General features: G+C 48.6%; 19 protein-coding genes. 11 read left to right on the plus strand and 8 right to left on the minus strand.

Features of this window, described 5'->3' with window-relative positions; genetic code table 11:
• Position 1: 1 nt before the first annotated feature.
• From puuC to puuD, 3 genes are all read right to left on the minus strand, one after another.
• Complete coding sequence (gene puuC, locus OGY83_RS00650; protein WP_286634893.1) at positions 2-1,489, minus strand: aldehyde dehydrogenase PuuC; 1,488 nt, start codon at positions 1,487-1,489, stop codon at positions 2-4.
• A gap of 138 nt (positions 1,490-1,627) precedes the next feature.
• Positions 1,628-2,185, minus strand: coding sequence for an HTH-type transcriptional regulator PuuR (gene puuR, locus OGY83_RS00655; RefSeq protein ID WP_003830877.1), 558 nt, complete (start codon positions 2,183-2,185; stop codon positions 1,628-1,630).
• A 25-nt stretch (positions 2,186-2,210) separates the two neighbouring features.
• Entirely contained in the window at positions 2,211-2,975 is a 765-nt protein-coding gene (gene puuD / locus OGY83_RS00660) for a gamma-glutamyl-gamma-aminobutyrate hydrolase (RefSeq protein WP_230122270.1), read from the minus strand.
• Between the two features lie 212 nt (positions 2,976-3,187).
• On the opposite strand from puuD, the gene OGY83_RS00665 reads away from it, so the two are divergent.
• Both OGY83_RS00665 and OGY83_RS00670 read left to right on the plus strand, forming a co-directional pair.
• Positions 3,188-4,606, plus strand: coding sequence for a glutamine synthetase family protein (locus OGY83_RS00665; RefSeq protein WP_123268925.1), 1,419 nt, complete (start codon positions 3,188-3,190; stop codon positions 4,604-4,606).
• A gap of 343 nt (positions 4,607-4,949) precedes the next feature.
• Positions 4,950-6,338 carry an APC family permease gene (locus OGY83_RS00670; protein WP_079939356.1) on the plus strand — a complete coding sequence of 463 codons (1,389 nt, stop codon included), beginning with the start codon at positions 4,950-4,952 and terminating at the stop codon, positions 6,336-6,338.
• Positions 6,339-6,524: 186 nt separating this feature from the next.
• Here the strand turns inward: OGY83_RS00670 and OGY83_RS00675 are convergent, their stop codons facing one another.
• Both OGY83_RS00675 and OGY83_RS00680 read right to left on the minus strand, forming a co-directional pair.
• On the minus strand, positions 6,525-8,747 hold the full coding sequence (locus tag OGY83_RS00675; RefSeq protein ID WP_286634897.1) for an EAL domain-containing protein: 2,223 nt from the start codon (positions 8,745-8,747) through the stop codon (positions 6,525-6,527).
• 504 nt (positions 8,748-9,251) lie between these two features.
• A complete protein-coding gene (locus OGY83_RS00680) occupies positions 9,252-10,364 on the minus strand; it encodes an agmatine deiminase family protein (RefSeq protein WP_286634898.1) in 1,113 nt (370 codons plus the stop codon).
• Positions 10,365-10,768: 404 nt separating this feature from the next.
• Here OGY83_RS00680 and OGY83_RS00685 point away from each other — a divergent pair, with 404 nt between their 5' ends.
• On the plus strand, positions 10,769-11,332 hold the full coding sequence (locus OGY83_RS00685; protein ID WP_079940179.1) for a DJ-1/PfpI family protein: 564 nt from the start codon (positions 10,769-10,771) through the stop codon (positions 11,330-11,332).
• A 56-nt stretch (positions 11,333-11,388) separates the two neighbouring features.
• Here the strand turns inward: OGY83_RS00685 and OGY83_RS00690 are convergent, their stop codons facing one another.
• Positions 11,389-12,135, minus strand: coding sequence for an SAM-dependent methyltransferase (locus OGY83_RS00690; protein ID WP_286634900.1), 747 nt, complete (start codon positions 12,133-12,135; stop codon positions 11,389-11,391).
• Positions 12,136-12,145: 10 nt separating this feature from the next.
• On the minus strand, positions 12,146-12,403 hold the full coding sequence (locus OGY83_RS00695; RefSeq protein WP_003021255.1) for a YjhX family toxin: 258 nt from the start codon (positions 12,401-12,403) through the stop codon (positions 12,146-12,148).
• A gap of 1,317 nt (positions 12,404-13,720) precedes the next feature.
• Here OGY83_RS00695 and pepT point away from each other — a divergent pair.
• The 5 genes from pepT (at position 13,721) to OGY83_RS00720 (ending at position 19,698) form a co-directional block, all read left to right on the plus strand.
• Entirely contained in the window at positions 13,721-14,977 is a 1,257-nt protein-coding gene (gene pepT / locus OGY83_RS00700) for a peptidase T (RefSeq protein WP_123268921.1), read from the plus strand.
• The gene (gene dcuC, locus OGY83_RS00705) at positions 14,974-16,335 is read left to right on the plus strand and encodes a C4-dicarboxylate transporter DcuC (protein WP_123268920.1); all 1,362 of its coding nucleotides are present in this window, start codon (positions 14,974-14,976) and stop codon (positions 16,333-16,335) included. Before pepT ends, dcuC begins: the two co-directional genes overlap by 4 nt.
• A gap of 526 nt (positions 16,336-16,861) precedes the next feature.
• A complete protein-coding gene (locus OGY83_RS00710) occupies positions 16,862-17,497 on the plus strand; it encodes a DUF2913 family protein (RefSeq protein WP_286634904.1) in 636 nt (211 codons plus the stop codon).
• Between the two features lie 87 nt (positions 17,498-17,584).
• Complete coding sequence (locus OGY83_RS00715; RefSeq protein WP_286634906.1) at positions 17,585-17,821, plus strand: hypothetical protein; 237 nt, start codon at positions 17,585-17,587, stop codon at positions 17,819-17,821.
• A gap of 317 nt (positions 17,822-18,138) precedes the next feature.
• Complete coding sequence (locus tag OGY83_RS00720) at positions 18,139-19,698, plus strand: methyl-accepting chemotaxis protein (RefSeq protein ID WP_286634907.1); 1,560 nt, start codon at positions 18,139-18,141, stop codon at positions 19,696-19,698.
• 91 nt (positions 19,699-19,789) lie between these two features.
• Here the strand turns inward: OGY83_RS00720 and OGY83_RS00725 are convergent, their stop codons facing one another.
• The gene (locus OGY83_RS00725; RefSeq protein ID WP_286634909.1) at positions 19,790-20,419 is read right to left on the minus strand and encodes a LysE family translocator; all 630 of its coding nucleotides are present in this window, start codon (positions 20,417-20,419) and stop codon (positions 19,790-19,792) included.
• A gap of 109 nt (positions 20,420-20,528) precedes the next feature.
• Here OGY83_RS00725 and OGY83_RS00730 point away from each other — a divergent pair, with 109 nt between their 5' ends.
• From OGY83_RS00730 to foxA, 3 genes are all read left to right on the plus strand, one after another.
• Complete coding sequence (locus tag OGY83_RS00730) at positions 20,529-21,434, plus strand: LysR substrate-binding domain-containing protein (protein WP_286634911.1); 906 nt, start codon at positions 20,529-20,531, stop codon at positions 21,432-21,434.
• Positions 21,435-21,558: 124 nt separating this feature from the next.
• The gene (locus tag OGY83_RS00735; protein ID WP_286634912.1) at positions 21,559-22,542 is read left to right on the plus strand and encodes a helix-turn-helix transcriptional regulator; all 984 of its coding nucleotides are present in this window, start codon (positions 21,559-21,561) and stop codon (positions 22,540-22,542) included.
• 121 nt (positions 22,543-22,663) lie between these two features.
• A complete protein-coding gene (gene foxA / locus OGY83_RS00740) occupies positions 22,664-24,772 on the plus strand; it encodes a ferrioxamine B receptor FoxA (protein WP_286634913.1) in 2,109 nt (702 codons plus the stop codon).
• Positions 24,773-24,859 lie beyond the last annotated feature (87 nt).

Raw genomic sequence — 24,859 nt, forward strand, 5'->3', positions numbered from 1 at the left:
ATTAAGACTCCAGGGAGATCCAGATGGTTTTCAGTTCGCTAAATTTTTCCAGCGCATGCAGGGACTTATCGCGCCCGTTACCGCTTTGCTTATAACCGCCGAACGGCACGGTCATATCGCCGTCGTTGTAGTTATTCACGAAGACCGAACCGGCTTTCAGGCGACGACTCATGCGGTGAGCGCGCGATAAATCACGGGTCCAGACTGCGGCGCCGAGGCCGTAGTCACTGTCGTTGGCTAACGCCAGGGCTTCGGCTTCACTGCTAAAACGGGTGACGACCAGTACCGGACCGAAGATTTCATCACGGCTAACGTGGGCCTGCGGTGCGGTATCGACAAAAATAGTCGGACCGATAGCGGCAGGATGTACGTGGCTGCGGCCATCCAGCGCCAGCGTGCCTTGCGCTTCGCCGTCGCGAATAAAACCGTGCACGGTGTCGGCATGCGCATTGTCGATAAGCGTGCCCATCGTGGTTTCCGGATCCAATGGGTTGCCAGGCTGCCAGTTTTTTGCCTGCTCTTTCAGCAGGGCGATGAACTCGTCAGCAATACTCTCTTCCAGCAGCAGGCGCGTTCCGGCGATACAAACCTGGCCCTGGTTATAGAAGATACCTGCCGCTGCATTAGCGGCGGCTTTCGGCAGATCCGGGCAGTCGGCAAACACGATGTTGGCACTTTTACCTCCGGCCTCCAGCCAGACGCGTTTCATGTTGCTGTCACCCGCATCTTTGAGCAGTTGCTTGCCGGTGCGGGTCGAGCCGGTGAAGGTGATCACATCAACATCCGGATGCTGTGACAACGCCTGGCCCGCTTCGTGACCATACCCGCTAACAACGCTGAGAACGCCATCGGGCAAACCTGCTTTTTTAGCCAGCGCAGCCAGGCGAATGGCGGTCAGCGGTGATTTTTCGGAAGGCTTGAGGATCACGCTGTTGCCCGCCGCCAGTGCCGGGCCGAGTTTCCAGCAGGCCAGTAGCAGGGGAAAATTCCACGGCACGATGGCCGCAATCACGCCCACCGGTTCGCGGACAATCAGCGCCAGATCGTTCACCGAGGTGGTGGCAACTTCGCCATAGACTTTATCTATAGCTTCGGCGTACCAACGGATAGCGCGGGCCGCGCCGGGAATATCATCACGCAGGCTATGGCGAATCGGTTTACCGGTATCGAGCGTTTCCAGTAGCGCCAGCTCCTCGTGATGCTGCTCCATTAAATCGGCGAGTTTGTGCAGTGCCGCTTTGCGCTCTGCGGGTGAGGCTTGCGACCAGTCTCCGCGTTCAAACACGGTACGGGCTGCGGTGACCGCGCGGTCCACATCCGCTTTTTTACCGCGGGCGACTTTAGCCAGAGGACGTTGTCCTGCCGGATCCAACGTAATAAAGGTTTCATTATCGGCGGCGGCACAATATTCGCCGTTAATAAATAAACGGGTCTCTGGTGAATAATGGCTGGCTTTCTCACGCCAATATTTAAGATTCTGAAAGTTCATAGCTACTCCTTTTATATCAATAAGATAAAGTTCGTTGCTGATCTTTTTCAGGCAAAATCAGGCTGCACGATGCCCCAGGGATGTACCCTGTTAATGCGCGTTATTTAAGAAGGCCTGAGAAACTCAGGCCGCTACTTATTAGAAAGTGGTGGGAGTGTGGGCACTGATGATGCGGCAGATCCCTGCCGACGTGTTGCTGAAGCTGTGTGGTATGCCGGTGTTAATGGCATAACTTTGCCCAGCAACAAGAGGATACGTTTGACCGTTGATGGTCAGTATCACTTCACCTTCCAGTATTGTGCCAATCTCTTCACCCTGGTGTTTAATTCTCTCCCCGGTTGTCGTGCCCGGCTGATAGGTTTCAAACATCATTGCCAGCGTACGATTCGGATTTCCGTTGTGTACCAGCTTCATGGATACTCCCTGACTCCCGATCTCAATCAAATCATCCTGATTGATAACCACCTGCGGTTCGTCAGGCTTTTCCGGTTCCGCGAAGAACTCGGAGAGCGACAGCCCATATACTTTCAATAGCTTTTGCAGCGTACTGATGGCAGGACTGACTTTATCCTGCTCTATGGTGCTGATGGCGCTATGCGTTAACCCAGACAGTTCGGCGGCACGACGCTGCGAAAGACCCAATTGCTGGCGGATCTCTGACAAACGTTTACCCGGCGCCAGGCCGTCATCGCTCATAATTGCATTTCCTTAACTGTAGTGGTCAGAGTCGCTGTTTTTCAGCGAGGTGGTTCTGACAAGCGGTGATAAAACCTTCAAGTAACAAACGCGACAGGGCGTATTCGCTACTGTTCCATTCCGGGTGCCACTGCACGCCGAGCGCGAAAGGATGGTCATGCACGCTGGCTGCTTCCACTAATCCATCCTGCGAGCGTGCTTCCACGCGCAGCTGCGGGCCAAGGGTTTTTGCGCCCTGTCCATGCAAGGAGTTAACCCAAAACGTGCTGCAACCTGGTATTAACTGAGATAGCAATCCTCCCTGTTGAACCTGGACTTCATGAGATGGCGCATATTGCTGCTCCACCGGGAGTTCCGCATCTTCACGATGTTCCAGGAACTGCGAGTGATCGCACAGGCGACGATACAGAGTCCCGCCAGTGGCGACAACTAATTCCTGTAAGCCCCGGCAGATGGCGAAAATGGGAATGCGCCTTTCGAGTCCGGCGGTAATTAGCGCCATGCTCAGAAGATCACGCCCGGGATCGGCGTCAGACTCATCGCCATTTTCACCATAGAGGTGCGGCTGCACATTGCTTGGGCTTCCTGGCAGGAAGATACCATCCAGTTTCGGTAACAGCGCGTTCAGCAATTCGGGTTCCGCGAGCGCATGGGGAAGCGCTATCGGTAATCCACCGGCATTTAATACCGCATTCAGGTACTTTTCTTGCAGAGTCTGGGTCTGGTGACCCTTAAGCCTGTTCCTACACATCACTACACCAATAACTGGATTGTCAAATATATTGCCCATGATCGACCTCACGTTTTGGAATAAATTATTGCCAAACGGTTCCTTGTTGTGCCATTCCGTTCATTATTTTCTCAATCTAGCAGCGAAATAACCTTCCAGCAAACTTAATTTAACATTTGACAAACAATTTGTTTGCATCCAGAGTCGAATGGTGGACATTATATTTAACAGTCAAATCACAGAACAGCTTACCAGGCCAACGGCGGTGAATCATGGAAACCAATATCGTAGAAGTTGAGAATTTTGTTCAGCATTCTGAAGAGAGACGAAGTAGCGCGTTTGCGCGCGAAGTTAAGCAGTATCTGGAACGCTATCCTAATACGCAGTATGTGGATGTGTTGTTAACCGACCTTAATGGCTGTTTTCGCGGTAAACGCCTTCCCGTTGCGGGATTGCATAAGTTAGAGAAAGGCTGCTATTTCCCGGCATCCGTTTTCGCGATGGATATCCTGGGCAATGTGGTGGAAGAGGCGGGATTAGGCCAGGAGCTTGGCGAACCGGATCGGACCTGTGTACCTGTGCCTGGTACGTTAACCCCTTCGGCTGCCGATCCGGAATTTATTGCGCAGATGATGCTGACGATGCTGGATGAAGATGGCGCTCCCTTTGACGTTGAGCCGCGGAACGTTCTTAACCGACTCTGGCAGAAACTTCGCCAGCGCGGTTTGTTCCCCGTCGTAGCGGTAGAGCTGGAGTTCTATTTACTCGATCGTAAGCGCGATCCCGAAGGTTATTTGCAGCCGCCGTGCGCGCCGGGAACGGACGACAGAAATACCCAAAGTCAGGTTTACTCGGTTGATAACCTGAACCATTTTGCTGATGTGCTGAACGATATCGATGAACTGGCCCGTTTACAGCTGATCCCGGCTGACGGCGCGGTGGCTGAAGCCTCCCCAGGGCAGTTTGAAATCAACCTTTACCATACCGACAACGTGCTCGACGCCTGCGATGACGCACTGGCGCTGAAACGTCTGGTACGGCTGGTGGCCGAGAAACATAAGATGCATGCCACGTTTATGGCAAAGCCTTATGAGGAGCATGCCGGTAGCGGGATGCATATCCACATCAGCGTCATGAACAATAAAGGCGAGAACGTGCTGGCCGATGCGAATGGCGATGATTCCATGTTACTTAAGCGTGCGCTTGCCGGGATGATTGATCTGATGCCCGCATCAATGGCGCTGCTGGCGCCGAATGTGAACTCTTATCGCCGCTTCCAGCCGGGGATGTATGTGCCGACTCAGGCTTCCTGGGGGCATAACAATCGTACGGTGGCGCTGCGTATTCCCTGCGGCGATCGTGATAACCATCGGGTTGAATATCGCGTAGCGGGGGCTGATGCCAACCCGTATCTGGTGATGTCGACCATCCTGGCGGGGATCCTTCACGGTCTGGATAACGAGTTGCCATTGCAGGAAGAAGTAGAAGGCAACGGACTGGAGCAGGAAGGGCTACCGTTCCCGATCCGCCAGAGCGATGCGCTGTGGGAGTTCATGCAAAACGATCATCTGCGTGAGTTGCTCGGGGAGCGGTTTAGCCATGTGTATCACGCCTGTAAAAACGATGAGCTTATCCAGTTTGAACGTCTGATAACCGACACTGAAATTGAGTGGATGCTGAAAAACGCCTGACCGTTGTACAGGTCATTGAAAAAGAAGTCGCATCATGCGGGCTGAGCGGAGCCAGCCCGTAAAAATTGCAGGAATACCTGCCATTTCCCGGATGTCGCGTAATGGAGCGCGGGCGACAACGGGTCTTCAGATAACCGACAGAGTTTGTGACGAGGAAATGTGATGATGCCAATGTTTAAAAAACCGCCCCGCGTGAGCATCCATGGCTCCCGCAGTAATTACGGACCGCATCTGTGCCGCACAACATTGACGCCTTTATTATGGCTTTCCTCCCCGACACGACCCAGGTCTGCAGTACCCACGTTTCGAACGCAGATCTGGACTCGTCGCGGGGAGGGAAGCTATGTCGACTAATTCTTCTGCGGATCTCTCTGCTCAGCCGGGCAAAGCACAGCTGCGTAAATCCCTGAAGCTGTGGCAGGTGGTGGTGATGGGGCTTGCCTATCTCACGCCGATGACGGTGTTTGACACCTTTGGCATTGTTTCGGGTATCAGCAATGGCCATGTTCCGGCCTCTTACCTGCTGGCTCTGGCAGGAGTACTGTTTACTGCCATCAGTTACGGAAAGCTGGTGCGACAGTTTCCACAGGCCGGTTCGGCCTATACTTATGCGCAAAAAGCGATCAACCCACATGTCGGGTTTATGGTTGGCTGGTCGTCACTGCTTGACTACCTTTTCCTGCCGATGATTAACGTACTATTGGCGAAAATTTACCTTTCTGCGCTGTTCCCTGGGGTTGCTCCTTGGATTTGGGTGGTGATGTTCGTCGCGATCCTTACCGCAGCCAATCTGAAAAGCGTTAATCTGGTGGCGAATTTCAATGCGCTGTTTGTCCTGGTGCAGGTCGCAATAATCGTGGTGTTCATTTTCCTTGTGGTACAGGGGCTGCACAAAGGGGAAGGGGTCGGGACCGTCTGGTCGCTGCAACCGTTTGTCAGCCAGAATGCGCATTTAATCCCGATTATCACTGGGGCGACCATCGTCTGCTTCTCGTTTCTCGGCTTTGACGCGGTGACGACCCTCTCTGAAGAGACGCCGGATGCTGCGCGCACCATTCCAAAAGCTATTTTCCTTACCGCGCTGTACGGTGGGCTGATCTTCATTGCCGCCTCATTCTTTATGCAACTGTTCTTTCCGGACATTAGCCGATTCAAAGACCCGGATGCGGCGCTGCCGGAGATTGCGCTGTACGTCGGCGGCAAACTGTTCCAGTCTATTTTCCTGTGTACCACCTTTGTGAATACGCTGGCTTCAGGTCTGGCGTCGCATGCCAGCGTTTCGCGTTTGCTGTACGTGATGGGCCGCGATAACGTCTTCCCGGAGAAGTACTTTGGTTATGTCCATCCCAAATGGCGTACTCCCGCGTTGAACGTCATCATGGTCGGTATTGTGGCGCTGTCGGCCCTGTTTTTTGACCTGGTGACAGCCACGGCGTTGATTAACTTTGGTGCGCTGGTGGCCTTTACGTTTGTTAATCTCTCGGTGTTTAACCACTTCTGGCGTCGTGAAGGACGCAAGCATACCTGGCAGGAGAAGTTGCACTATCTGGTATTGCCGATGGTCGGTGCTGCCACGGTTGCCGTACTGTGGGTGAATCTTGAGGTGACATCGCTGACACTGGGTCTGGTATGGGCCGGCGTTGGGCTGGTGTATCTCGCCTGGCTGACCGGACGTTTTCGCAAACCGCCGCCGCAGTTTGACGCCGCGAAAACCGAACGGGCATGGGAGTGATGGATACGGAATCGGTCGACGTGTTTGGTTGAGTTGGCTTAAAAATGAAACACGGTATGTCGCGGCAAACGATCGCGGCATACCTGCTTTAATTAATGTACTGCTTACTTTAGGGAATAAAAAAACCGGCACGGGAGCCGGTAAGTGAATCAATGTAGGAATATCATTATTATTATAATTACTGAATTATAATTCAGCCAACTCAATAGGAACGGGTTTCCCTATATGGTATCCCTGTAACCAACCAATACCCATCGTAATTAGCATCTTTTCAATTTCCTCATTTTCAACAAACTCAGCGACTACTTCCATGTTTTTGAGTTTTGCTACTTCGCAGAAGGATCTGACAGCGCATCGACTAAATTCATCGGTCAGTATATTACGGATGAAGGAGCCATCAATTTTCAGAATATCTGCGTCTAACGTTCGTAGTCGTGAATAGCTTGACGCTCCTGTGCCAAAATCATCAATAGCAATTTTAGAACCGGCTTTACGTAGTGCTCTCAGAACATCAGTGACATTTGCGTTGTCAATGATATCTGTCTCAATGACTTCAAAAATTATACGTTCAGGTGCTATTGAGTATTTTCTAAACAGTGTGAAAACATTATCAAGAAAATCAATTTTATTAAGTGAATCTGGCGTCAGATTAATGGAGAAATGACTGTTCGGGTCAGATTTCTGCCGTGACTGTATAAAACGAAATGTTTGCTCTATGACAGTGATATCTAGCGCAGGAAGTAATCCTGCCTCGCGAGCAACCGGGAGGATGGTATCTGGAAAGATTAACTTACCATCAACCATTTTTATCCGAATAAGTATCTCGTGATAACGTGTCAGTCCCGTGGTTGAAACGATCGGCTGAACAACCAGCATCGTTGATACGATGGGTTGAGCCATAAGCTCAAACGACTTTCTGTCAATTGCTTTTTGCAACATATGACGAATGACAGCCTGACTGACAATTTTATCACCTGGCACTTGCGGGCTGAGTAACAACGGTTGCCCCTGCATTAACGAGATGTAGCTTTGGGTATTAAGATGCTTAATTGCTTGAGATAAATTTTTAATCAGGTTTTTCTCGGTGGTATATGCCACACCACAAGATAGCCCTAATTGGTAGTCCTTCCAGATAAAACGAAAAGAGTTTAGCTCTTTGTAGAAATCAGGAATGTCAGGGACAGCATTAAGGCGAAGAATTATTCCATGACCTGGGGCGTAATAAATATCACCTGTACCCTTAATCAATTTACGTACATATGCGCTTAGCGCTTTTACAAATTCAAAACGAAATTCTATTCCATGAGTTTGCTCAAGCGTATTCAACTCTGTACAACGGATGTAACATAAGCACTCTGTTACGTGTTTACGGATGTCCATTTGCAGGGCCTGAAAGTTAGGCAGTCCGGTGTTAGGCTCTGATCTAAAAAGTTGTTTGAGGCGGCGGAGATATTTTCGGTTACGGACCACAAGTACACCGGTAACAACAATCGTAAGAGAAAAGACAAACACTATCGTGGAGGAAATCACGAGACTGTGTAAATAATTATTATAGTTAGCAGGCGGAATATAACTGTTTATATAATATCCCAACAAGATGAGCATTGTTACCCATACCGGGGATATAAAAGCATGGCCAATGCAGATCACTCCCCACAGCATTACTGGAAGTAACCACAGTAATGAATAGTCTGTAAATATAAGAATATCTTCTCTGATGACGATCAAAGCGGACATAATGCAGAGTAACAGCACCAGCCATAATACTTGATGCAATATAGGAGGGCCGGATTTTATCAGCGCCTTCACTTGTCTGGTGTATAGAATGCACCATGCAGGATTTTGAACACTTCTAAGCAACAGATAACAAAAAGGGATGCCAGTCAGGCAAGAGTTCATCAACCACTGTAAGTTTATTAATGTTTGCAGAGTAAAAAGGTTTGCGATCGGTGCAGAGGCAGTGTTCGATTGAAACCAGTGATCAATCGAGATGAATAGTAAGGCGTTGCAACACACGAGCCAGATAATACGCAGGATTGTAAGCTGGCTACGACCAAAGCTAACCGCGCCTCGTTTGCCTGTCGAGAAAAAGTAGAGTGTCTGGCTAATGAGAGCAGCCAGTAACTGAGCCGTTAGCGTGAATACCGAAGATAAAGGGTAAGAGTAAAGCGCATACAAGAAAAAGGCACCCAAAATGGGCAGCGCCTTTTGCCGGTATAAAACCAGCAGTGCAGAAATGAGAGGTAAAGTGAGATCGTAAAAATGCAGTGTTATACCCGCAACATCCTCCTGCTTACTGAGATGACCAGCGACCAACTGTAATGCAAAAAACGCGATGCCGACACAAAAATACTCTCTAAATGTATTAATGAAATTTATATTTTCCGTTTTTTTTAGCAATATCATCATTCGCAATTCTCAGTGATTTATCACCGTTCTCGATTTAAACCATCTACTTAAAGCAGGTTAGACTGGAGGCTTGAAATGTGTATTTTTGGATGTTTTCGCTAATTGAAAACCATTCTAAAATATGTTACATGAATTTTTTCAAGGTAACCCTCGATAATTTCCCTGTGTTTCACAACGCAGGGGAGAACAATCTTTGTGGCTGTGCTGATAATAAAAACTCCGTCAGCAGCCATTATTTAAGACAGAATATACGATCGATAATAACGATCAATGTAAATCTTTTGATAGATTTTATCGATAGGTTTAGCAGATCATAAATACCACGAAAGATCGATGAAAGCTATTAAAGTGTTATTTTTTAATGGTGTTTATTTCATAAATGTTAATTGAATGCTTTGTTTATTAAAAATTAACCTACGGAGGCATCTTTCTAAGGGAATCATTCTGTCATTGTGAGGAAAGTGAGTTTCCCCACCTTCCTACAACACACTCAATTGTTAATCATTAACGAGGCTGCTGCTGCGTTGCGCAGTGAATGCCGCCGCCGCCAGCCGCAATGCCATCAATGTTCAGTTGTATAATTTCACGATCGGCAAACAGCTCCTGCAAAATAGCGTGGGTATTACGATCGGTGCGCTTATCGCCAAATTGCGGTGCAATGACGGCATCATTACACAGATAAAAATTGATATACCCCGCGGCGAAATCATCACTCGCATAAGTCTGGCGGATGGTAGAAGGTCCTTCCAGCGTGACTACCTTCAACCGGCGGCCTTTGGCATCCGTGGCGGCCCGTAATATGTCCAGATGACGCCGGGTGATCGCGTAATCAAAGGAAGACGGATCCTGCTCAAGACCCGCCACCACCGTACCCGGATGCGTGAATCGGGCATAAAAATCTGTATGGCCGTCGGTAATATCCTTACCGGCAATACCCGGCAACCAGATGATTTTCTCCAGACCTAGCAGTCGCTTAAGTTCTTCTTCGCATTCGGCTTTGCTGACGCCAGGATTACGGTTGGAATTAAGTACGCAGCTCTCGGTGATGATTGCTGTACCTTCACCATCCACCTCAATACCGCCACCTTCCAGTGTTAGCGCCGAGCGAATAAACTCGGCCTGAACGTAATCAGTAACGAATTCAGCCACATCGGCATCGCGTTCGTGCTCTTGCTTATTCCCCCAGCCATTGAAATTAAATCCCACACCGCCGAGCGCACCGCTGGCGCTTTTCACAAACACCGGCCCGGTGTCGCGGATCCACAGATCGTCTATCGGCTGAACCAGAAGATTGACCGACGGTCCGCACAAACGCGCGGCGAGTTCGCTGTCTTCTTCGCGTACTAACATATTCACGGGTTCAAATGCGGCGATGGTTTTGGCAACTAACGCCAGGTTTTCCTGCACCACCGGCAGCAGATGAGGTTCCCAAATCTCCGCACTGGCACCAAACGCCATCCAGGTTGCCGCATGTGGTGCGCCTTCATCCGGCATTTGCCAGCGGTGGTTCTCTGTTGCGCGGGCAAATTGGCTAAAACTGATGCCTGTCATACCGGCGACTAGCATACTCGTTGAGGTCACCAGACCTTGCCTGACGAACGAACGTCTTGTCATCATAGGATTAACCTTTGCGAATACTCATCTGATATTGGATGAATAAAATAATAATAGAGAATTAATATTCTGCGTATTTTAAATATTTAATAATAAATAAAGTGATCGCGGGTAAATTTCATGTGGAATATAGCACAGGAGATATATGTTGCAATCTCTTAGTTTTATATGATGAGTGAAATTGACTACTATTAAAATTTCTCAACTATATATTTATATATAATTTATATTTATCAGCATGAACATATGTCGCACCGTTGGCTCTGAAGCCTTGCCTGACGCGGCCTTGCCGCGGATTGTGATCTGGCCGATTGTTCTGTTGTATTTATTAATGCCATGAACCGTGTGGACTATAGTAAAGATGGTCGTTATTTCTCATCATTAATAACCGTGAGTGGGGGATGTGAATGAAGAAGATACTGATGCTGGTCGGAGATTATGTCGAAGATTATGAAACGATGGTGCCTTTTCAGGCTTTGCAAATGCTAGGGCATCGTGTGGATGCCGTCTGTCCGGATAAAAATCAGGGTGACTACGTTCAAACTGCCATTCACGATTTTGATGGGGCACAGACATACAGTGAAAAGCCGGGGCATCGTTTTACGTTGAATGCGAATTTTGCCGAGGCGCGGGCCGCCGATTACGACGCACTGTTGATCCCTGGCGGGCGTGCTCCGGAATATCTCCGGTTGAATCCAGATGTCATTAAGCTGGTGCAAGATTTCAACACTGCCGGTAAGCCTATCGCCGCGGTTTGTCATGGGCCCCAACTGTTAGCGGCGGCGGGGGTGTTAGAAAACCGGACCTGTAGCGCCTATCCGGCCTGTGCGCCTGAAGTTCGTCTGAGCGGTGGACATTATGCCGATATTGGCATTGATCAGGCCCACGTTGATGGCAATCTGGTGACGGCACCAGCATGGCCCGCGCATCCGCAATGGTTAGCTAAATTTGTTGAAGTATTAATGAAGTAAGCGACGACGTGATGAAAAAGTCGGTATAACCTGTCTGGCTATACCGACAGTACATATTACCTCTGCATGAGTGCGAACACGCCCCAGCCAAAATATTCACGGGTGAAGGCAACGTGGTGTGCTGGTGAACTTCTCAGTTGCTCTCTGACTTCCGGGGCAAACTCATCGTCCGGATTTGCCTCCAGCCACCGGCGCATCGTCAACCATTTTGCCGCCTCGTATCTGTCCCAACCTTCCTGGTCAGCCAGTACCATTTCAACCACGTCATAACCGAGCAGGTCGAAAGATGAAACGCGTTCTGGCAGAGAAAGAAAATCAGTCACTGAAGTCGCGCCGCAAGCCTTAGCGATCTCCTCCGTTGCGGGCATCTGACGCCAGTACGGTTCGCCGATGAGTAGGATCCCGCCTGGTTTGAGACTTTGTTCCAGTTGTTTGACCGTTCCGGCCACGCCTCCGGCAATCCAGGTTGCACCAACGCAGGCGGCAATATCGAATTTTTCTTCGGCGATATAACCTGTTGCATCGGCATGAATAAAACGCACGTGCTCAGTGACGCCCAATTCACTTGCCCGCAGGGTGGCTTGCTCACTGAATAACTGGCTCATATCGATACCAACACCGGAAATTCCATGATCGCGTGCCCAGGTGCACAACATCTCGCCAGAGCCGCTGCCGAGATCCAGGATGCGGATTCCTGGGGTCATGCGTAAAACCTGACCTAACGTTGCATATTTCTGTGCGGTGAATGGATTATGAATGCGATGTGCGCTTTCGCTGATTGTAAAAATCTTCGGGATATCCATCTCTCTCTCCTTAGCGATTATCCAGTTGGGCGCGAACGTTGTTCAGCCCAGTGGTATTGATGCGGTAGGGCTGACCATTGACGGATTTGATCAGTTTTTTCGTTCTGAGCTTTTTGAATACGTCGAGCGTGCAGTCGCAGAGCAGCAGCCCTTCGCGGCTATAGCATTCGACGGAAGTGACACGACCAGATGCATCGCGGACGTGAGCAATACGGCCACCTTTGGCGAGAACGTGTAAGGTACGTTGTTCCTGACGGGATAAATTCATACTGGAAAACCTGTTTAATCATCATGTGCAAAACGTGCAAACACACAGCGGTGTCCGCATTCGATTTCGGCGCATTGATAACCAGTCCGGCCTGAAAAAGGTCGGGAAGCTGATTATCAGATGATTACATTCTCCAGCATCAAAGCCTCGGGTTGAGTTGATAGGTATTTACCTGCTGAATCATACCAGCAAGAAACAGCAGGGGAAATCCCCCTGTAGACGAAATGTGATCTGTAATGGGAAAGTGTATTTTTTTATTAAATGAATTTTTAATTCTCGTTATGTGAAAAAATATTGATATATCAAAACAATTTAATATTTTACCAGCGTCAATAGCACTACAGGCTGCCACCCAGCGTGATTGGTTTTATTCGTATGACGTCATTGAGTAATATAGCTTAAGTTTGTCATCGGTTGTATTTTTACTTTGATAAATACTGCTTTATTATAAAAGTGAATTTAAATGAAATTTTAAATTTGATGATTTTAAGAATTTTCTTAATGTTGCTAAGTGTGTATACTCGATCCTGCAAGAAGCTCTTCTGTTATCATCAAAACTATAAAAATGTCCTTAACACCCGTATTGCCTCTGCCCTGAATCTCTTCTCAGGGGAGAGGTTTTTTTTGCCTGTGTATAATTTTGATAATCGTCATAAACAGATATTTTAATATTATTGTTCTTGTTGTTTTACATTAGTGATGATGACAGATTTTGTTCTCTGAACCATACGGTAATGTTGAAATAGTATCGCTATGAATCTATTTCATGATGAATAGTGTAATTTCATCTTTATTTATAGGGGTATTATATAGTTTTCCTTATAACTGACTGTTTTTCAGTGTGATATTAATTTTCGCTTTTGAAGTAATTGTGATTTTGTTCACGAATTTTAGTGCGTTAAGTGGCTATTTGTAGAGAGGTGCAAACGGTTGCATGTTGCTGTTACAGCATTTGTTCATTAAAAAAATATAACTATGGTATGTCTTGTGTCGGTATAGATGTAGGAATCTAAATGATTTTTATTATCCCTTAGACATGCGAATGCCGTTTATGACTTCTGTTAGCTTAACACCATGGAAAATGCAGTAAAAACAGACAGGGAATATGATTTTATCAATCAAAAGGAGTTTTTAATCACTGGTATAATTACTGGCCTTTTTTATCTTCCTTTATATAAATCGTTGTCGTAACACCCATAAAATCAGCGTTCTGGGATGAGCGCTGATTTTATTTTGTTCTCAGATTACTCAACCCACGCTGTATGCAGGTCTTCTCTTGCAGTAACTCGTAAATGATACATTAAAGGATCTCCTGGAATGGATATTGTTGAACGCTTTATTAACTACACGAAAATCAATACCACGACCTCAAGGGAAAATGGCGCTAATGGGATAATGCCTTCTTCACCTGGTCAAATGGAACTGGCAAAACTACTTGCAGTAGAACTTGAAGCATTAGGAATGGAAAACATCGAGGTCAGGGATACCGCTATTGTGACAGCGACCTTACCTGGAAATACCGATGACACAATCCCTGCCGTTTCCTTTTTTGGTCATCTGGATACCAGCGCGGAACAGACCGCGGACACAAATGCGCAACGTCTGCACTACAGCGGTGGGGATTTGTGTCTGAACCAGGATCTAAAAATTTATCTGCGCGAAAGTGAATTTCCAGAACTGAAAAATTATATCGGTGATGACCTGCTGGTGACGGATGGAACCAGTCTTTTAGGGGCAGATGATAAAGCCGCCATCGCCGCGATTATGAATGCTCTGGAGTACCTTGTCGCGCATCCGGAGATTAAGCATGGGCCGGTGAAGGTCGGTTTTGTTCCTGATGAAGAGCAGGGATTACGGGGAGCAAAAGCGTTTGATGTGGCGGCGTTTGGTGCTGATTTTGGCTATACCCTGGACTGCTGCGGCATTGGAGAGTTTGTCTATGAGAACTGGAACGCGGGTGATGCGGAAATCATCTTTACCGGTCAGTCCGCGCACCCGATGTCGGCCAAAGGTAAGCTGAAGAATTCTCTGCTGATGGCGCATAAGTTTATTGCGATGCTACCTGGAGGAGAGGCGCCTGAGTATACGGAAGGACGTGAAGGGTATTACTGGGTAAAACAACTTCAGGGTAACAGCGCTCGTACGGTACTTAAGCTGGATATCCGGGATTTTACCGAAGAAGGGTATAAGGCGCGTATGGCATATATCCGCCAGCTTGCCGTCAGCACCTGCGCGCTGTGGGGAGAAAACAGTGTGGTCTGTCATTTAGCCGATCGCTATGCCAATGTGTTCAATAGTTTGCAAGGCGATGCTCACTACCCGATTGATATTGCGCTACGTGCGTATCAGAAGTGTGGCATTACCCCGCAACCTGTCGCCATGCGTGGTGGCTATGATGGCGCAGTGCTATCGCAGAAAGGACTGCCTTGCCCGAATATTTTTACCGGTGCTCATAACTTTCATTCAATTTATGAATACCTACCGGTGCGTTCACTGCGAGCCGCCAGCGATGTGGTGGTAGCGGTCATTGAGGAAACCTTTGCTGAGTTCGCGCAGAGGAGAGCTCAGTCATGATTCAGGTGTTAATTGCCCTACTGGTTATCGTGGTGGTCGCGCGTCTGATCCTGAAAGGCTATCGTGCTGAACCCGTGCTGTTCATTGCGGGCCTGGTGTTGATGATTTGTACGGCGTTAACCGGATGGGGTTCTGTATTACCGAAGGGCGTTGCCAGTACGGGGATTTCATTTCTCGATCCTTTCGAGGTGATGCGCGATCTCTTTAGTACGCGTGCTGCCGATCTCGGCCTGATGATCATGGCGTTAATGGGATTTGCGCATTACATGGATCATATCGGGGCAAATGAAGCGGTTGTGCGGGTTGTGACGAAACCTTTGCGCGCGTTGCGTTCGCCCTATGTGCTTTTATTCTTCTCCTATCTGCTCGCCAGCCTCCTGCAGTTGGCCATTCCATCCGCCACCGGGCTAGCCGTGTTGCTGATGGGGACGATGTTCCCCATTATGCTGGGGTTAGGGCTTTCTGCAGCCTCGGCTGCTGGGGTTATTGCCACCTCGCTTGGTGTGGCGTATACCCCGACAGCTATCGATGCTATCAGGGGATCTAAAGCGGTCAATATGGATGTGGTGGAATACGTTGTTTATCACCAGGGACCCGCTGCGCTGGCAACCGTGCTGGTCGTGGGCGTCTGCCATTTCTTCTGGCAGCGGCATTGCGACCGTAAAGCAGGAACGCTACCACGAGAAATCGGTAGCGCTGAGGTGACAGACTCAGGAAAAGCTCCGGCTTTTTATGCGCTGCTCCCGATGCTTCCGATACTAATGGCGGTGGGATCATCGGAAATGTTCGTCAGTGGTATTAACCTGAATATTATCACCATTGTGCTCATTTCGATGGCTGTCTGCATGTTGATTGAATGGCTGCGAGTGCGTGATTTAAAGGCAGTATGCGAAGGATTCAGCCATTTCCTTAAAGGCATGGGTACCGCCTTTACCGGGGTAGTTGGGCTGCTGGTTGCGGCAGGTGTTTTTGCTCACGGGATTAAAGTTATTGGTGCCATTGATCAATTAATCCTGATGGCGGAGCACGTGGGATTACCTCCATTTGCTATGGCGGTGGTGTTTGCGCTGGTGACGCTGGCGGCAGCAATTATTATGGGATCGGGTAATGCGCCATTCCTTGCTTTCGTTGAGCTGATCCCGCAAATCGCGGCAAGTATGGGCGCTAACGCTGTTGCGATGATCCTGCCGATGCAGCAGGCATCACATATGGGGCGGGCAATTTCACCGGTTTCCGGCGTGGTGATTGCCGTTTCCAGTGGGGCGAAAATAACGCCATTTGATGTGGTTAAACGTACCGCCGTACCGTTGGTTGTGGGCTTTGTAACTCATACTCTGATCATCGGTGTTTTCTATTAACCATACCAGCTACAAGCCAACCTCCGGTTCATTGACTCCGGATGTTGGCTTTTGGTATTAGTTAAAAATTAAAGCGTTAATATTACTGATACCTCTATAAAAAAAATGGTTTGCTACCAGGAGGTGGTATGTTGCTCAGCGCTATGTGAGACGTGATTTTTTCAGGATATTTTATGTCTATATCGTGTTAAGGCGGGTAGGGGTTATGGAGTACCAGGTCAAACCTATCAGGATATTTCCTCTAATCAGCAATTTTTGAAATTTTATGATAATCAGGTTCTTGGCAGAGGTGGAAATTGATAACAGGTAAGTATTATTAGTTTTTTCTTTATCGCATAATTCTTATTATTTATGACTGAGCCATCTGTACATCAATGATTAACAATAATGATGTATTATATTTGCAATTTTATTATGTAGGGATAAGTTAATCTGGATCATATTTTGGTGTTTTTAGTTGTAGTAATTTTTTAAATGGATTAATGCAAGAATGACGTGTAAAAATGATTTATTTGGGCAGGTTTAAGTGGTAAAGGATTCAGGAAAAGTTAGTACGTTACGACACCATTATCAGGATGACCTGGAAGCGTTTACCTGGAGTGCATTAGTTGCAATTGGTATCGCAGTACAGGACCGTAAGATCCACTCTAAAATGTCAGAACATCTTTTTATTATGCAGTGGTTAGCTATTGCTAAAAAAAGAAAGATCTTCTCAAGGAACATTGTTAATGAGCTTCAGTGGTTAATTGATGAAGGAAAGAAAAAAAGTCTCAATGCGCAACTTAAATTTAAAATAGAATATCTATACTCGACTTCGAGTGGTGATGTGACAATGCAAAATGACTATTTTAAATTTACCCATACGATCGAAGTGTTGAGGAATAATGGTTGGGAAAGTTTTCTTCTTACGCCGGAGAAGTGGCGAGATCTACATGAAAAAATAAAAGTAAGAGAAGGTAATTTTATTTTTATGGATGATACTCGACTCCAGGAGTGCTTTGGCGTTCAGGGTGAGATAGTCAAACCTTTCTGTATTCGGGTGTATGGAGATGTTGAGTTTGCAAAGTTAACTTTCACCAAACATAACCTCCCGGTCGAATTTGTAAAGCACAGCTCGAATGAATTTTACCACTTCCATTTTCTTTTAGTTAGTAGTACTTAACAGGCTATGTGGACAGTGTATTGTTAATTCAAAAAATATATTTTTCTCTATAAATTATCGGATAGGAACTGCGCGCAAGGATAGCGAATGTTTACTCGAAAATTAGCGATCGCCAGTGAATGGATAAGGTTGTCAGATACTCCGGATAGTGTATATATTTCTTTTCGCGGCGTTCTCGAAATAGCCGAAAGTACAGGTGTGCCAGATGCCAGCACACCTTTGTTACGCTTAGAAAATGAAATGGCACCGATTACCGTTGATTCGTTGTCCTGGGTGCGGGTGCCTGTCGATAGGCAGGAAGACGTTACTGTCTATATACTCTGAATACTGACAATTATTTGGCTCGTCGTCTTTAAGTCAGATGCAGTGATCTCGGTCATTCTCAATAGTTCGCAGGTGCTCAATTTACATGCCACTTTTTAATCCATTAATAATATTAATGTAGATTTTTCTGGTTCTATTCATCCCGAAGCAAGATATACGCTGCTTATCGCAGTGTGCAGACTCATGTTCTTAATTTAGGAAGAACATGCCGATAAGGATACGTTCTGATAATTAACCATTTTACTGGTTAAGGTATTTCTTGGCGTGTCGATAACAATTAAGTCGTGGATGACTTCTATTGTTATGGAGATGTTTGAATGTTAAAGAATATGAGGATTAAAACCAGTCTGTTGTTATTGCTGTTACTATTTACTTGTATGCAGTTTTTTTCTAATGGGTTTGAACTTATCGATCTAAAAGAAAACCAAAAAAGTACGCTTTTACTGCACAATGTCATAAAGGAACAGGATGCGCTGCATCAGGTTGCCGAGGCCATTTATAAAATAAGAGAGGGACTTGATAATATTCAGTTGCATAATACGTCTGATACTCAACAAACATTGAACCAGGTACAAGATGAGATTGGTAAAGCCAGAAAACAGTTCAATATTTTCTGGGACATTCCGGGTTTGACTGCTGATGATCAACAGATTGGTAAAACTATTAAGGCAGCCTTTGAACAGCAAATAAATGCGGCGCAAAATCATGTTGAAAAATTAAATGAGATGGTCTCAAACGGTAGTATTGTGAATGCGCAAATAAATGTCGACTCCGAGAGGCTTGCTTTTCGCAAAAAATTTGATAGTCAGGTGGAGAATTATTACAAATCAACACAGCTAACCGGTGAAAAGATCCTGGAACAGACCCACGTTCAGTTTAATACATCAATAATAAAAGTATCCGTGATCCTGGTGGTTACAGTTCTTATCTTTTTTATCTGTAATATCTGGATGAACCGGACCATCATTCGGCCATTAAATACCGTATCTGAGCACTTTTCACGGATTGGTAAAGGCGATCTGAGTCATCCGGTTAAGGTACCAGGTAATAATGAGATAGGTCTGTTGTGTTTGAATTTACAAAATATGCAGGTCGGTTTGCGCGAGACGGTCAGTACGATTCGCGATGGTGTCGAATCGATTAATACCGGAATGCAGGAGATTGCGTCGGGTAATTCAGACTTATCGACCAGAACGGAGCAGCAGGCGGCGGCCGTGGTGGAAACGGCAGCCAGTATGGAACAGATTTCGGTAACGACAAAAAATAACTCCGATAAGTCACACCAGGCGTCAGCCATGACCAGTGAAAGCACGGAAATGGCCCTGCGTGGCGAGCGTTTAATGAGCGATATGGTCGAGAAAATTCACCTGATCAGTATTAACGCGCAGGGCGTAAATGAAATATCACATGTCATTGATAGCATTGCTTTTCAGACCAATATCCTGGCATTAAACGCCGCGGTAGAAGCGGCTCGCGCTGGCGAGTCCGGGCGTGGGTTTGCCGTTGTGGCGAGTGAAGTCAGAACCCTTGCTCAGCGTAGCGCAGCCTCGGCGAAAGAGATCAGCGAGCTTGTCGCGAAGGCGGCAATTAGCGTCAAAGAAGGCGTGGAGATAGCTGAGAATAGTGGGACCATGATGGCTGATCTCGCTAAGTCGATACGTAACATCAATGAATTAATGGAAGATATCTCCGGTGCATCAGGAGAACAAAGTCGCGGCATTGAACAGATCCGTGTCGCGGTAACGCAAATGGAGCAAGTGACTCAGCAAAATGCGTCGCTGGTTGAGGAAATAGCCGCCACGACAGGCAGCGTGGAAGAACAGTCGGCCATGTTGTCCGAGGCGGTATCGGTATTTCAGGTAGAAGAAAAATCGTAGTCTGATATTCAGAACACCAAGTAGAAGATACCCATCTCATCAGCGGACAATTCTGTCTGATGAGTGGGTAAGCTGAACAATCTGTAGGGGTTCACATCGCGGGTGAGAGTATTTGTAGCGTGTGTATATTATAAATAATGCCAAACACCGCCACCGCGAGCAGAAATAGTGAGGAGATAAAAACGCTGCGTCTGGCAAACCGCTGTGGCATCCAGCGTTTGAAAGCAATGATGTAAAAAGACAACACCGTAACATCAAAAATAACCCACACCAGCGTTAGCGTCAGAATGCTGGTGGTGAAATCTTGCGTAATGGCCATGAACTGGGGAAAAAACGCTACGAAAAACAGAATGTCCTTTGGGTTGGCGACCCCGGTCAGAAATCCATGAATAAGCCCGCTGTTATCGCGTTTTCGCGCACTCAGTTCGGGGGTTGAGGACCTGGCCCGCAGGCCGTTAATCGCTATCACACCGATATACAACGATCCCACAAGGCCCAGTACGCCAAGCCATATCGCAGAGATTGATACCACGCCAGCCAGCATCAGTGCAGCCAGAGCAATCAGTACTAAAGAAGCGCCGTTAGTGCCAATCAGCGTGATAAAGGCCTGGCGATAGCCGTGCTGCGCCGCGGTGGTGGTAATCAGCGCCACGACAGGACCCGGAGTTAACAGCAGGGTTACTACGCTGAGGCTATAGGCAGCCAGTAAAGTGAAATTCATACCTGATTATCCTGATGATATTTTCCATCAGTATTCCGCCTGCGTGGCGCATTGAAAAACGAATAAAACTGCGCTCTACTGTGAGTAAAACTCAACATAGAAGCTGAGAATGACGCTACCTCCGTTGTATGCCCTGAGGGCTTTTGAAGCAGCAGCCCGTCTGGGATCGTTCAGTAAAGCCGCTATTCAACTTAACGTGACGCCGGGCGCGGTAAGCCGTCATATTCGCACGCTGGAGGCATGGTTTGGTTGTGAGCTATTTGTCCGTAGCGGCCCGCGTATCGAGATAACGCCTTCTGGCCAAGGGTTAGCGCAGCAGTTAACGGCTGGGTTTCAGAGTCTGGAACACGCGTGTCATGCCTTTCGCAGCAGCAGTCATGAGCTACGGCTGAAAGCGCCGTCTACGTTGACGATGCGCTGGCTTCTGGACGTACTGCGTCATTTCCGTGAGGCGCATCCGACCCCGGTAATCGAAATTTCCAGCATCTGGATGGATACCGATTCGGTATCCTTCAGTCGTGAACCGTATGACTGTGCGATCCTGTTAGGGAATGGCCATTTTGGTGACGATACCGACAGCCGGTTGCTGTTTCAGGAGTGGCTTATCCCGGTGTGCTCACCCGCACTGCTGGTACAGGCGCAGCGCGATCTTTCTGCCTGTGAACTGATTCATCCCTCAGCGGATCGCCGTGACTGGCGTCGCTGGCTGCAACGCACCGGGAAGTTTCCGGCGTTGAATCTTGCACGAGGCAAAGTGTTCGACACCCTGGAGCAGGGCAGTCTTGCGGCGATGAGCGGCCATGGCGTGTCCGTTGCCGACCTGCTGTTAAGCCTGGCGGCCATTCAGGCAGGGATGTTGGCGTTACCGTTTAAAGATGCGGTGGCGACTGGCGAGGGGTATTACCTTGTCTGGCCAAAGGCTTCAACACGGCTCAGAAATATTGAGCTGCTGTATCGCTGGTTAAAAGAGGCTGCGCCGTGTGCCTCCTCGGCAGATCTAAACTGGCTGGATTAATCTGTTTATTCTGCTAATTACCCATATTGATAATGGTTCTCATTATTATTGTCGTATTGCGCAGGTAATGGTAATGTTGCTTCAGTTATAAACCGTTAATCCCTTTTCCTGTGCAGAAGACAGCATGAACAATACCACCGCCCTGAATGCCTCCGGACGCGTCGCTCGCACTTTCTCCGTCAGCGAGTTTATGGATTTTGGTGAGCGCTACGGGATCGATTACCGTTTTCCCCAGTTGGCACAAAGGCCGGATTTATCGTCTGGCAGCCCTGTTCTGCAAGGTGAAATTGAGGAGATGACACTCCCATGTGGGATGTGCGTGACGCACTCCGACGTACAGGTATTGCAACCCTACGAAACTACCTCTCGTCACGACAGCCCTCTGTATATGCTGGTGGTACTGGAAGGCTGCGTGATTCTGACGCTTAACGGACAGGAGCATGTGGTGCGCTCCGGCATGGCGTTTAGCTCACGCCTGAGTGAGCACCAGACGATGCGTGCCCGTCATCATGCTGATTGTAAACTGCGGACATTATCGCTCGGTTTGTATCCCGACGGCGCGTGTCGCACAGGGTTGCTCGAATCGTTGATGCGTGAGTGGGAAAGATGCCAGACGCCGACGCTTATCTGGCAGGTGCCGGGGTTTTTACTCAGCGGACTGCAGTACGCGCAACAGAGTACGATTAGCCATGTTTCTCGTCAGCTCATGCTGGAAGGGCTGATATTACAACTGTTTGGTCATGGCCTCAGCGTGTGTCAGGTCGAGAGCGGTAAACGTCTTGCGGCGAGCGGGGAGCAGCAGCGGCTGGAGGTCGTTCGCCGACTGCTGGAGCAGAGTCCCGAAAATGACTACACCCTTAATGACCTGGCCCAACGTGCGGCGATGAGTCCCAGCAGCCTGCGCAGTAAGTTTCGTGCAGCCTATGGCTGTTCGGTATTCGACTACCTGCGCGATTGCCGTCTGGAACGTGCGCGCGGCTATCTACTGGAAGGATATAGCGTACAGCAGGCGGCCTGGATGTCGGGTTATCAGCACGCCACCAACTTTTCTACCGCTTTTCGTCGCCGTTACGGCTTTTCGCCCGGCGATTTGCTCAAACTTTGCTAATCCATATTTGCGTTTTACGCACGTGATTTCCTGACAATTTGGCACTGCGCATAGGCAACCTGGCATCCGGCATAGCTATCTCCGTCAACAAAAAGGTAATAATTCTCACTTACAATTAGACATGCCTTTGGAGATATTCATGTTCGCGAAGACTCGCTTGGCGCTGCTGGTGGGATGGGTTACCGGCAGCGTGGCTTTTCCTCTGCTGGCGCAGGAAACAACAAAAAACGATACGGTGGTTGTCACCTCGCAGATGCAGAGCGGGGCCACGAAGCTTGCCACGCCGGATATTGAAACGCCGCAGTCGGTATCGATCGTTACCCGTGAACAGTTTGAAGAGCAGGGCGCAACCAGCGTGCGCCAGGCCGTCAGCTATACGCCGGGGGTGTACAGCAATCAGATTGGCGCCTCCAACCGCTTTGACTACATCGTGCTGCGTGGCTTTTCTGACGGTAGCCTGGATAACGTCTATCTCGATGGTCTGAAGATGATGGGCGACACCAACTCACACAGCTCTCTGGTGGTCGATCCGTGGTTCCTCGAAGATATCGAAGTCGTACGCGGTCCGGCTTCCGTACTGTATGGTCGTTCCTCTCCGGGCGGTATTGTGGCGCTGACCTCACGTAAGCCATCGTTTGATGCGGGCGGCGAAGTGAAGCTGTTTGCCGGCAACAATAACCAGCGCGGCGCGGCGTTTGACGTCACCGGGGCGCTGGATGATAACGATCGCGTGGCGGCGCGACTGAGCGGGATGACGCGTTACGCGGACTCGCAGTTTGGTCCATTGAAGGAAGAGCGTTACGCGCTGATGCCCAGCCTGACCTGGCGTATCACCGACCAGACGCGTCTGGATCTGATGGCCTATCTGCACCGTGACCCGGAAGGCGGTAGCCACTCCGGTCTGCCATATGACGGCACCGTGGTTCCGCATTACGGGCAAAAGATCTCCAACACCTTTTACGAAGGCGAGGATGATTACGACAAATACGATCGCCGCGAAAACATGGTGGGCTACAACATTGAGCACATGTTTGATAGCGGCTGGTCGGTGCGGCAAAAGCTGCGCTATCTGCATACCGACGTTGAGCTGAACCAGGTGTATGCAGCGGGCTGGCTGAATGAAACCGAGCTTAATCGCGGCTACTCCGGCTCTGATGAAAAAATGTCGGCCATTACGCTGGATAACCAGCTCGACGGCAGCTTTGATACCTGGCAGGTAAACCACCGTCTGCTGGTGGGGATCGACTATCAGAATCGCAGCAACAATACTACCGGTTACTACGGCGCTTTCCCGCCGATTGACGCTTTTAACCCGGTGTACGGCGCGAAGCCTGATTACATCGACATGTATGCGCGTGAGAAACACAAGCTGCGCCAGACGGGTTACTATTTGCAGGATCAAATGTCATGGGATCGCTGGCGTATTACGCTCGGTGGTCGCTACGATCAGGTCAGCGTTTCTAACATTGATAAGATCAAGGATACTCGCAGCGATCTGGATAAAAACAACTTCAGTACCCGCGCCGCGTTGCTCTATTTATTCGATAACGGCTTTGCGCCGTACGTGAGTTATTCCACTGCCTTTACGCCCACCAGTTTTGCCGATGAGAACGGTAATCTGCTGGATCCGATGAAAGGCAAGCAGTGGGAAGCCGGTCTGAAATATGAGCCGGAAGGACTCAACAGCCAGTTCAGCGCGTCGGTGTTCCGTATCAATCAGACGAATATTGCCACTAAAGAAGAGCCGACCGATCCGTACCGCTCGATTGGGGAAATTGAATCTGAAGGGGTGGAGCTGGAGGCAATTAGCCAACTGACGGATAGCTTCCGTTTGCAGGCCGCGTATACCTATACCGATATTCGCTATAAGAAAAGTAGCCCGGAAGAGCAGGGTAAGCGCGCGGTGTACGCCCCGCGTAACCAGGCCAGTGCCTGGCTGAGTTACGATGTAAAAAGCGGTCCGTTGGACGGTCTGACGTTGGGTTCAGGCGTGCGCTACGTTAACGGTATTACCAGCGATCGCTTGAATACTCACACCCTGCCGTCCTACACACTGGTGGATATGGTGATTGGTTACGACTTAACGAATGTCGGTATTAAAGGGTTGAGCGCGCAGTTGAACGTTAACAACCTGACCGACAAGCGCTACGTTGCGGCCTGTAACTCGCTCTCATACTGCTACTTCGGCGCCGAGCGCAGCATTGTCGGCAGTGTGTCCTGGAAATTCTGATGTTTTAGCCGGATGCGGCGCTGGCGCCTTATCCGGCCTACGGCAGCGTGCAAATCGTAGGCCTGATAAGCGCAGCGCATCAGGCAT

The sequence above is a fragment of the Citrobacter sp. Cpo090 genome (assembly GCF_030332665.1).
Lineage (GTDB): Bacteria > Pseudomonadota > Gammaproteobacteria > Enterobacterales > Enterobacteriaceae > Citrobacter > Citrobacter portucalensis.

Excerpts from the sequence above, each read along its gene's own strand:
- OGY83_RS00725 (WP_286634909.1), bottom strand. The coding sequence starts at position 20,419 with ATGAATTTCACTTTACTGGCTGCCTATAGCCTCAGCGTAGTAACCCTG.
- OGY83_RS00665 (WP_123268925.1), top strand. The coding sequence starts at position 3,188 with ATGGAAACCAATATCGTAGAAGTTGAGAATTTTGTTCAGCATTCTGAA.
- dcuC (WP_123268920.1), top strand. The coding sequence starts at position 14,974 with ATGATTCAGGTGTTAATTGCCCTACTGGTTATCGTGGTGGTCGCGCGT.
- OGY83_RS00685 (WP_079940179.1), top strand. The coding sequence starts at position 10,769 with ATGAAGAAGATACTGATGCTGGTCGGAGATTATGTCGAAGATTATGAA.
- OGY83_RS00670 (WP_079939356.1), top strand. The coding sequence starts at position 4,950 with ATGTCGACTAATTCTTCTGCGGATCTCTCTGCTCAGCCGGGCAAAGCA.
- puuR (WP_003830877.1), bottom strand. The coding sequence starts at position 2,185 with ATGAGCGATGACGGCCTGGCGCCGGGTAAACGTTTGTCAGAGATCCGC.
- OGY83_RS00730 (WP_286634911.1), top strand. The coding sequence starts at position 20,529 with ATGACGCTACCTCCGTTGTATGCCCTGAGGGCTTTTGAAGCAGCAGCC.
- OGY83_RS00735 (WP_286634912.1), top strand. The coding sequence starts at position 21,559 with ATGAACAATACCACCGCCCTGAATGCCTCCGGACGCGTCGCTCGCACT.
- pepT (WP_123268921.1), top strand. The coding sequence starts at position 13,721 with ATGGATATTGTTGAACGCTTTATTAACTACACGAAAATCAATACCACG.
- foxA (WP_286634913.1), top strand. The coding sequence starts at position 22,664 with ATGCCTTTGGAGATATTCATGTTCGCGAAGACTCGCTTGGCGCTGCTG.
- OGY83_RS00715 (WP_286634906.1), top strand. The coding sequence starts at position 17,585 with ATGTTTACTCGAAAATTAGCGATCGCCAGTGAATGGATAAGGTTGTCA.
- OGY83_RS00690 (WP_286634900.1), bottom strand. The coding sequence starts at position 12,135 with ATGGATATCCCGAAGATTTTTACAATCAGCGAAAGCGCACATCGCATT.
- OGY83_RS00720 (WP_286634907.1), top strand. The coding sequence starts at position 18,139 with ATGTTAAAGAATATGAGGATTAAAACCAGTCTGTTGTTATTGCTGTTA.
- puuD (WP_230122270.1), bottom strand. The coding sequence starts at position 2,975 with ATGGGCAATATATTTGACAATCCAGTTATTGGTGTAGTGATGTGTAGG.
- OGY83_RS00695 (WP_003021255.1), bottom strand. The coding sequence starts at position 12,403 with ATGAATTTATCCCGTCAGGAACAACGTACCTTACACGTTCTCGCCAAA.
- OGY83_RS00680 (WP_286634898.1), bottom strand. The coding sequence starts at position 10,364 with ATGATGACAAGACGTTCGTTCGTCAGGCAAGGTCTGGTGACCTCAACG.
- OGY83_RS00675 (WP_286634897.1), bottom strand. The coding sequence starts at position 8,747 with ATGATGATATTGCTAAAAAAAACGGAAAATATAAATTTCATTAATACA.
- puuC (WP_286634893.1), bottom strand. The coding sequence starts at position 1,489 with ATGAACTTTCAGAATCTTAAATATTGGCGTGAGAAAGCCAGCCATTAT.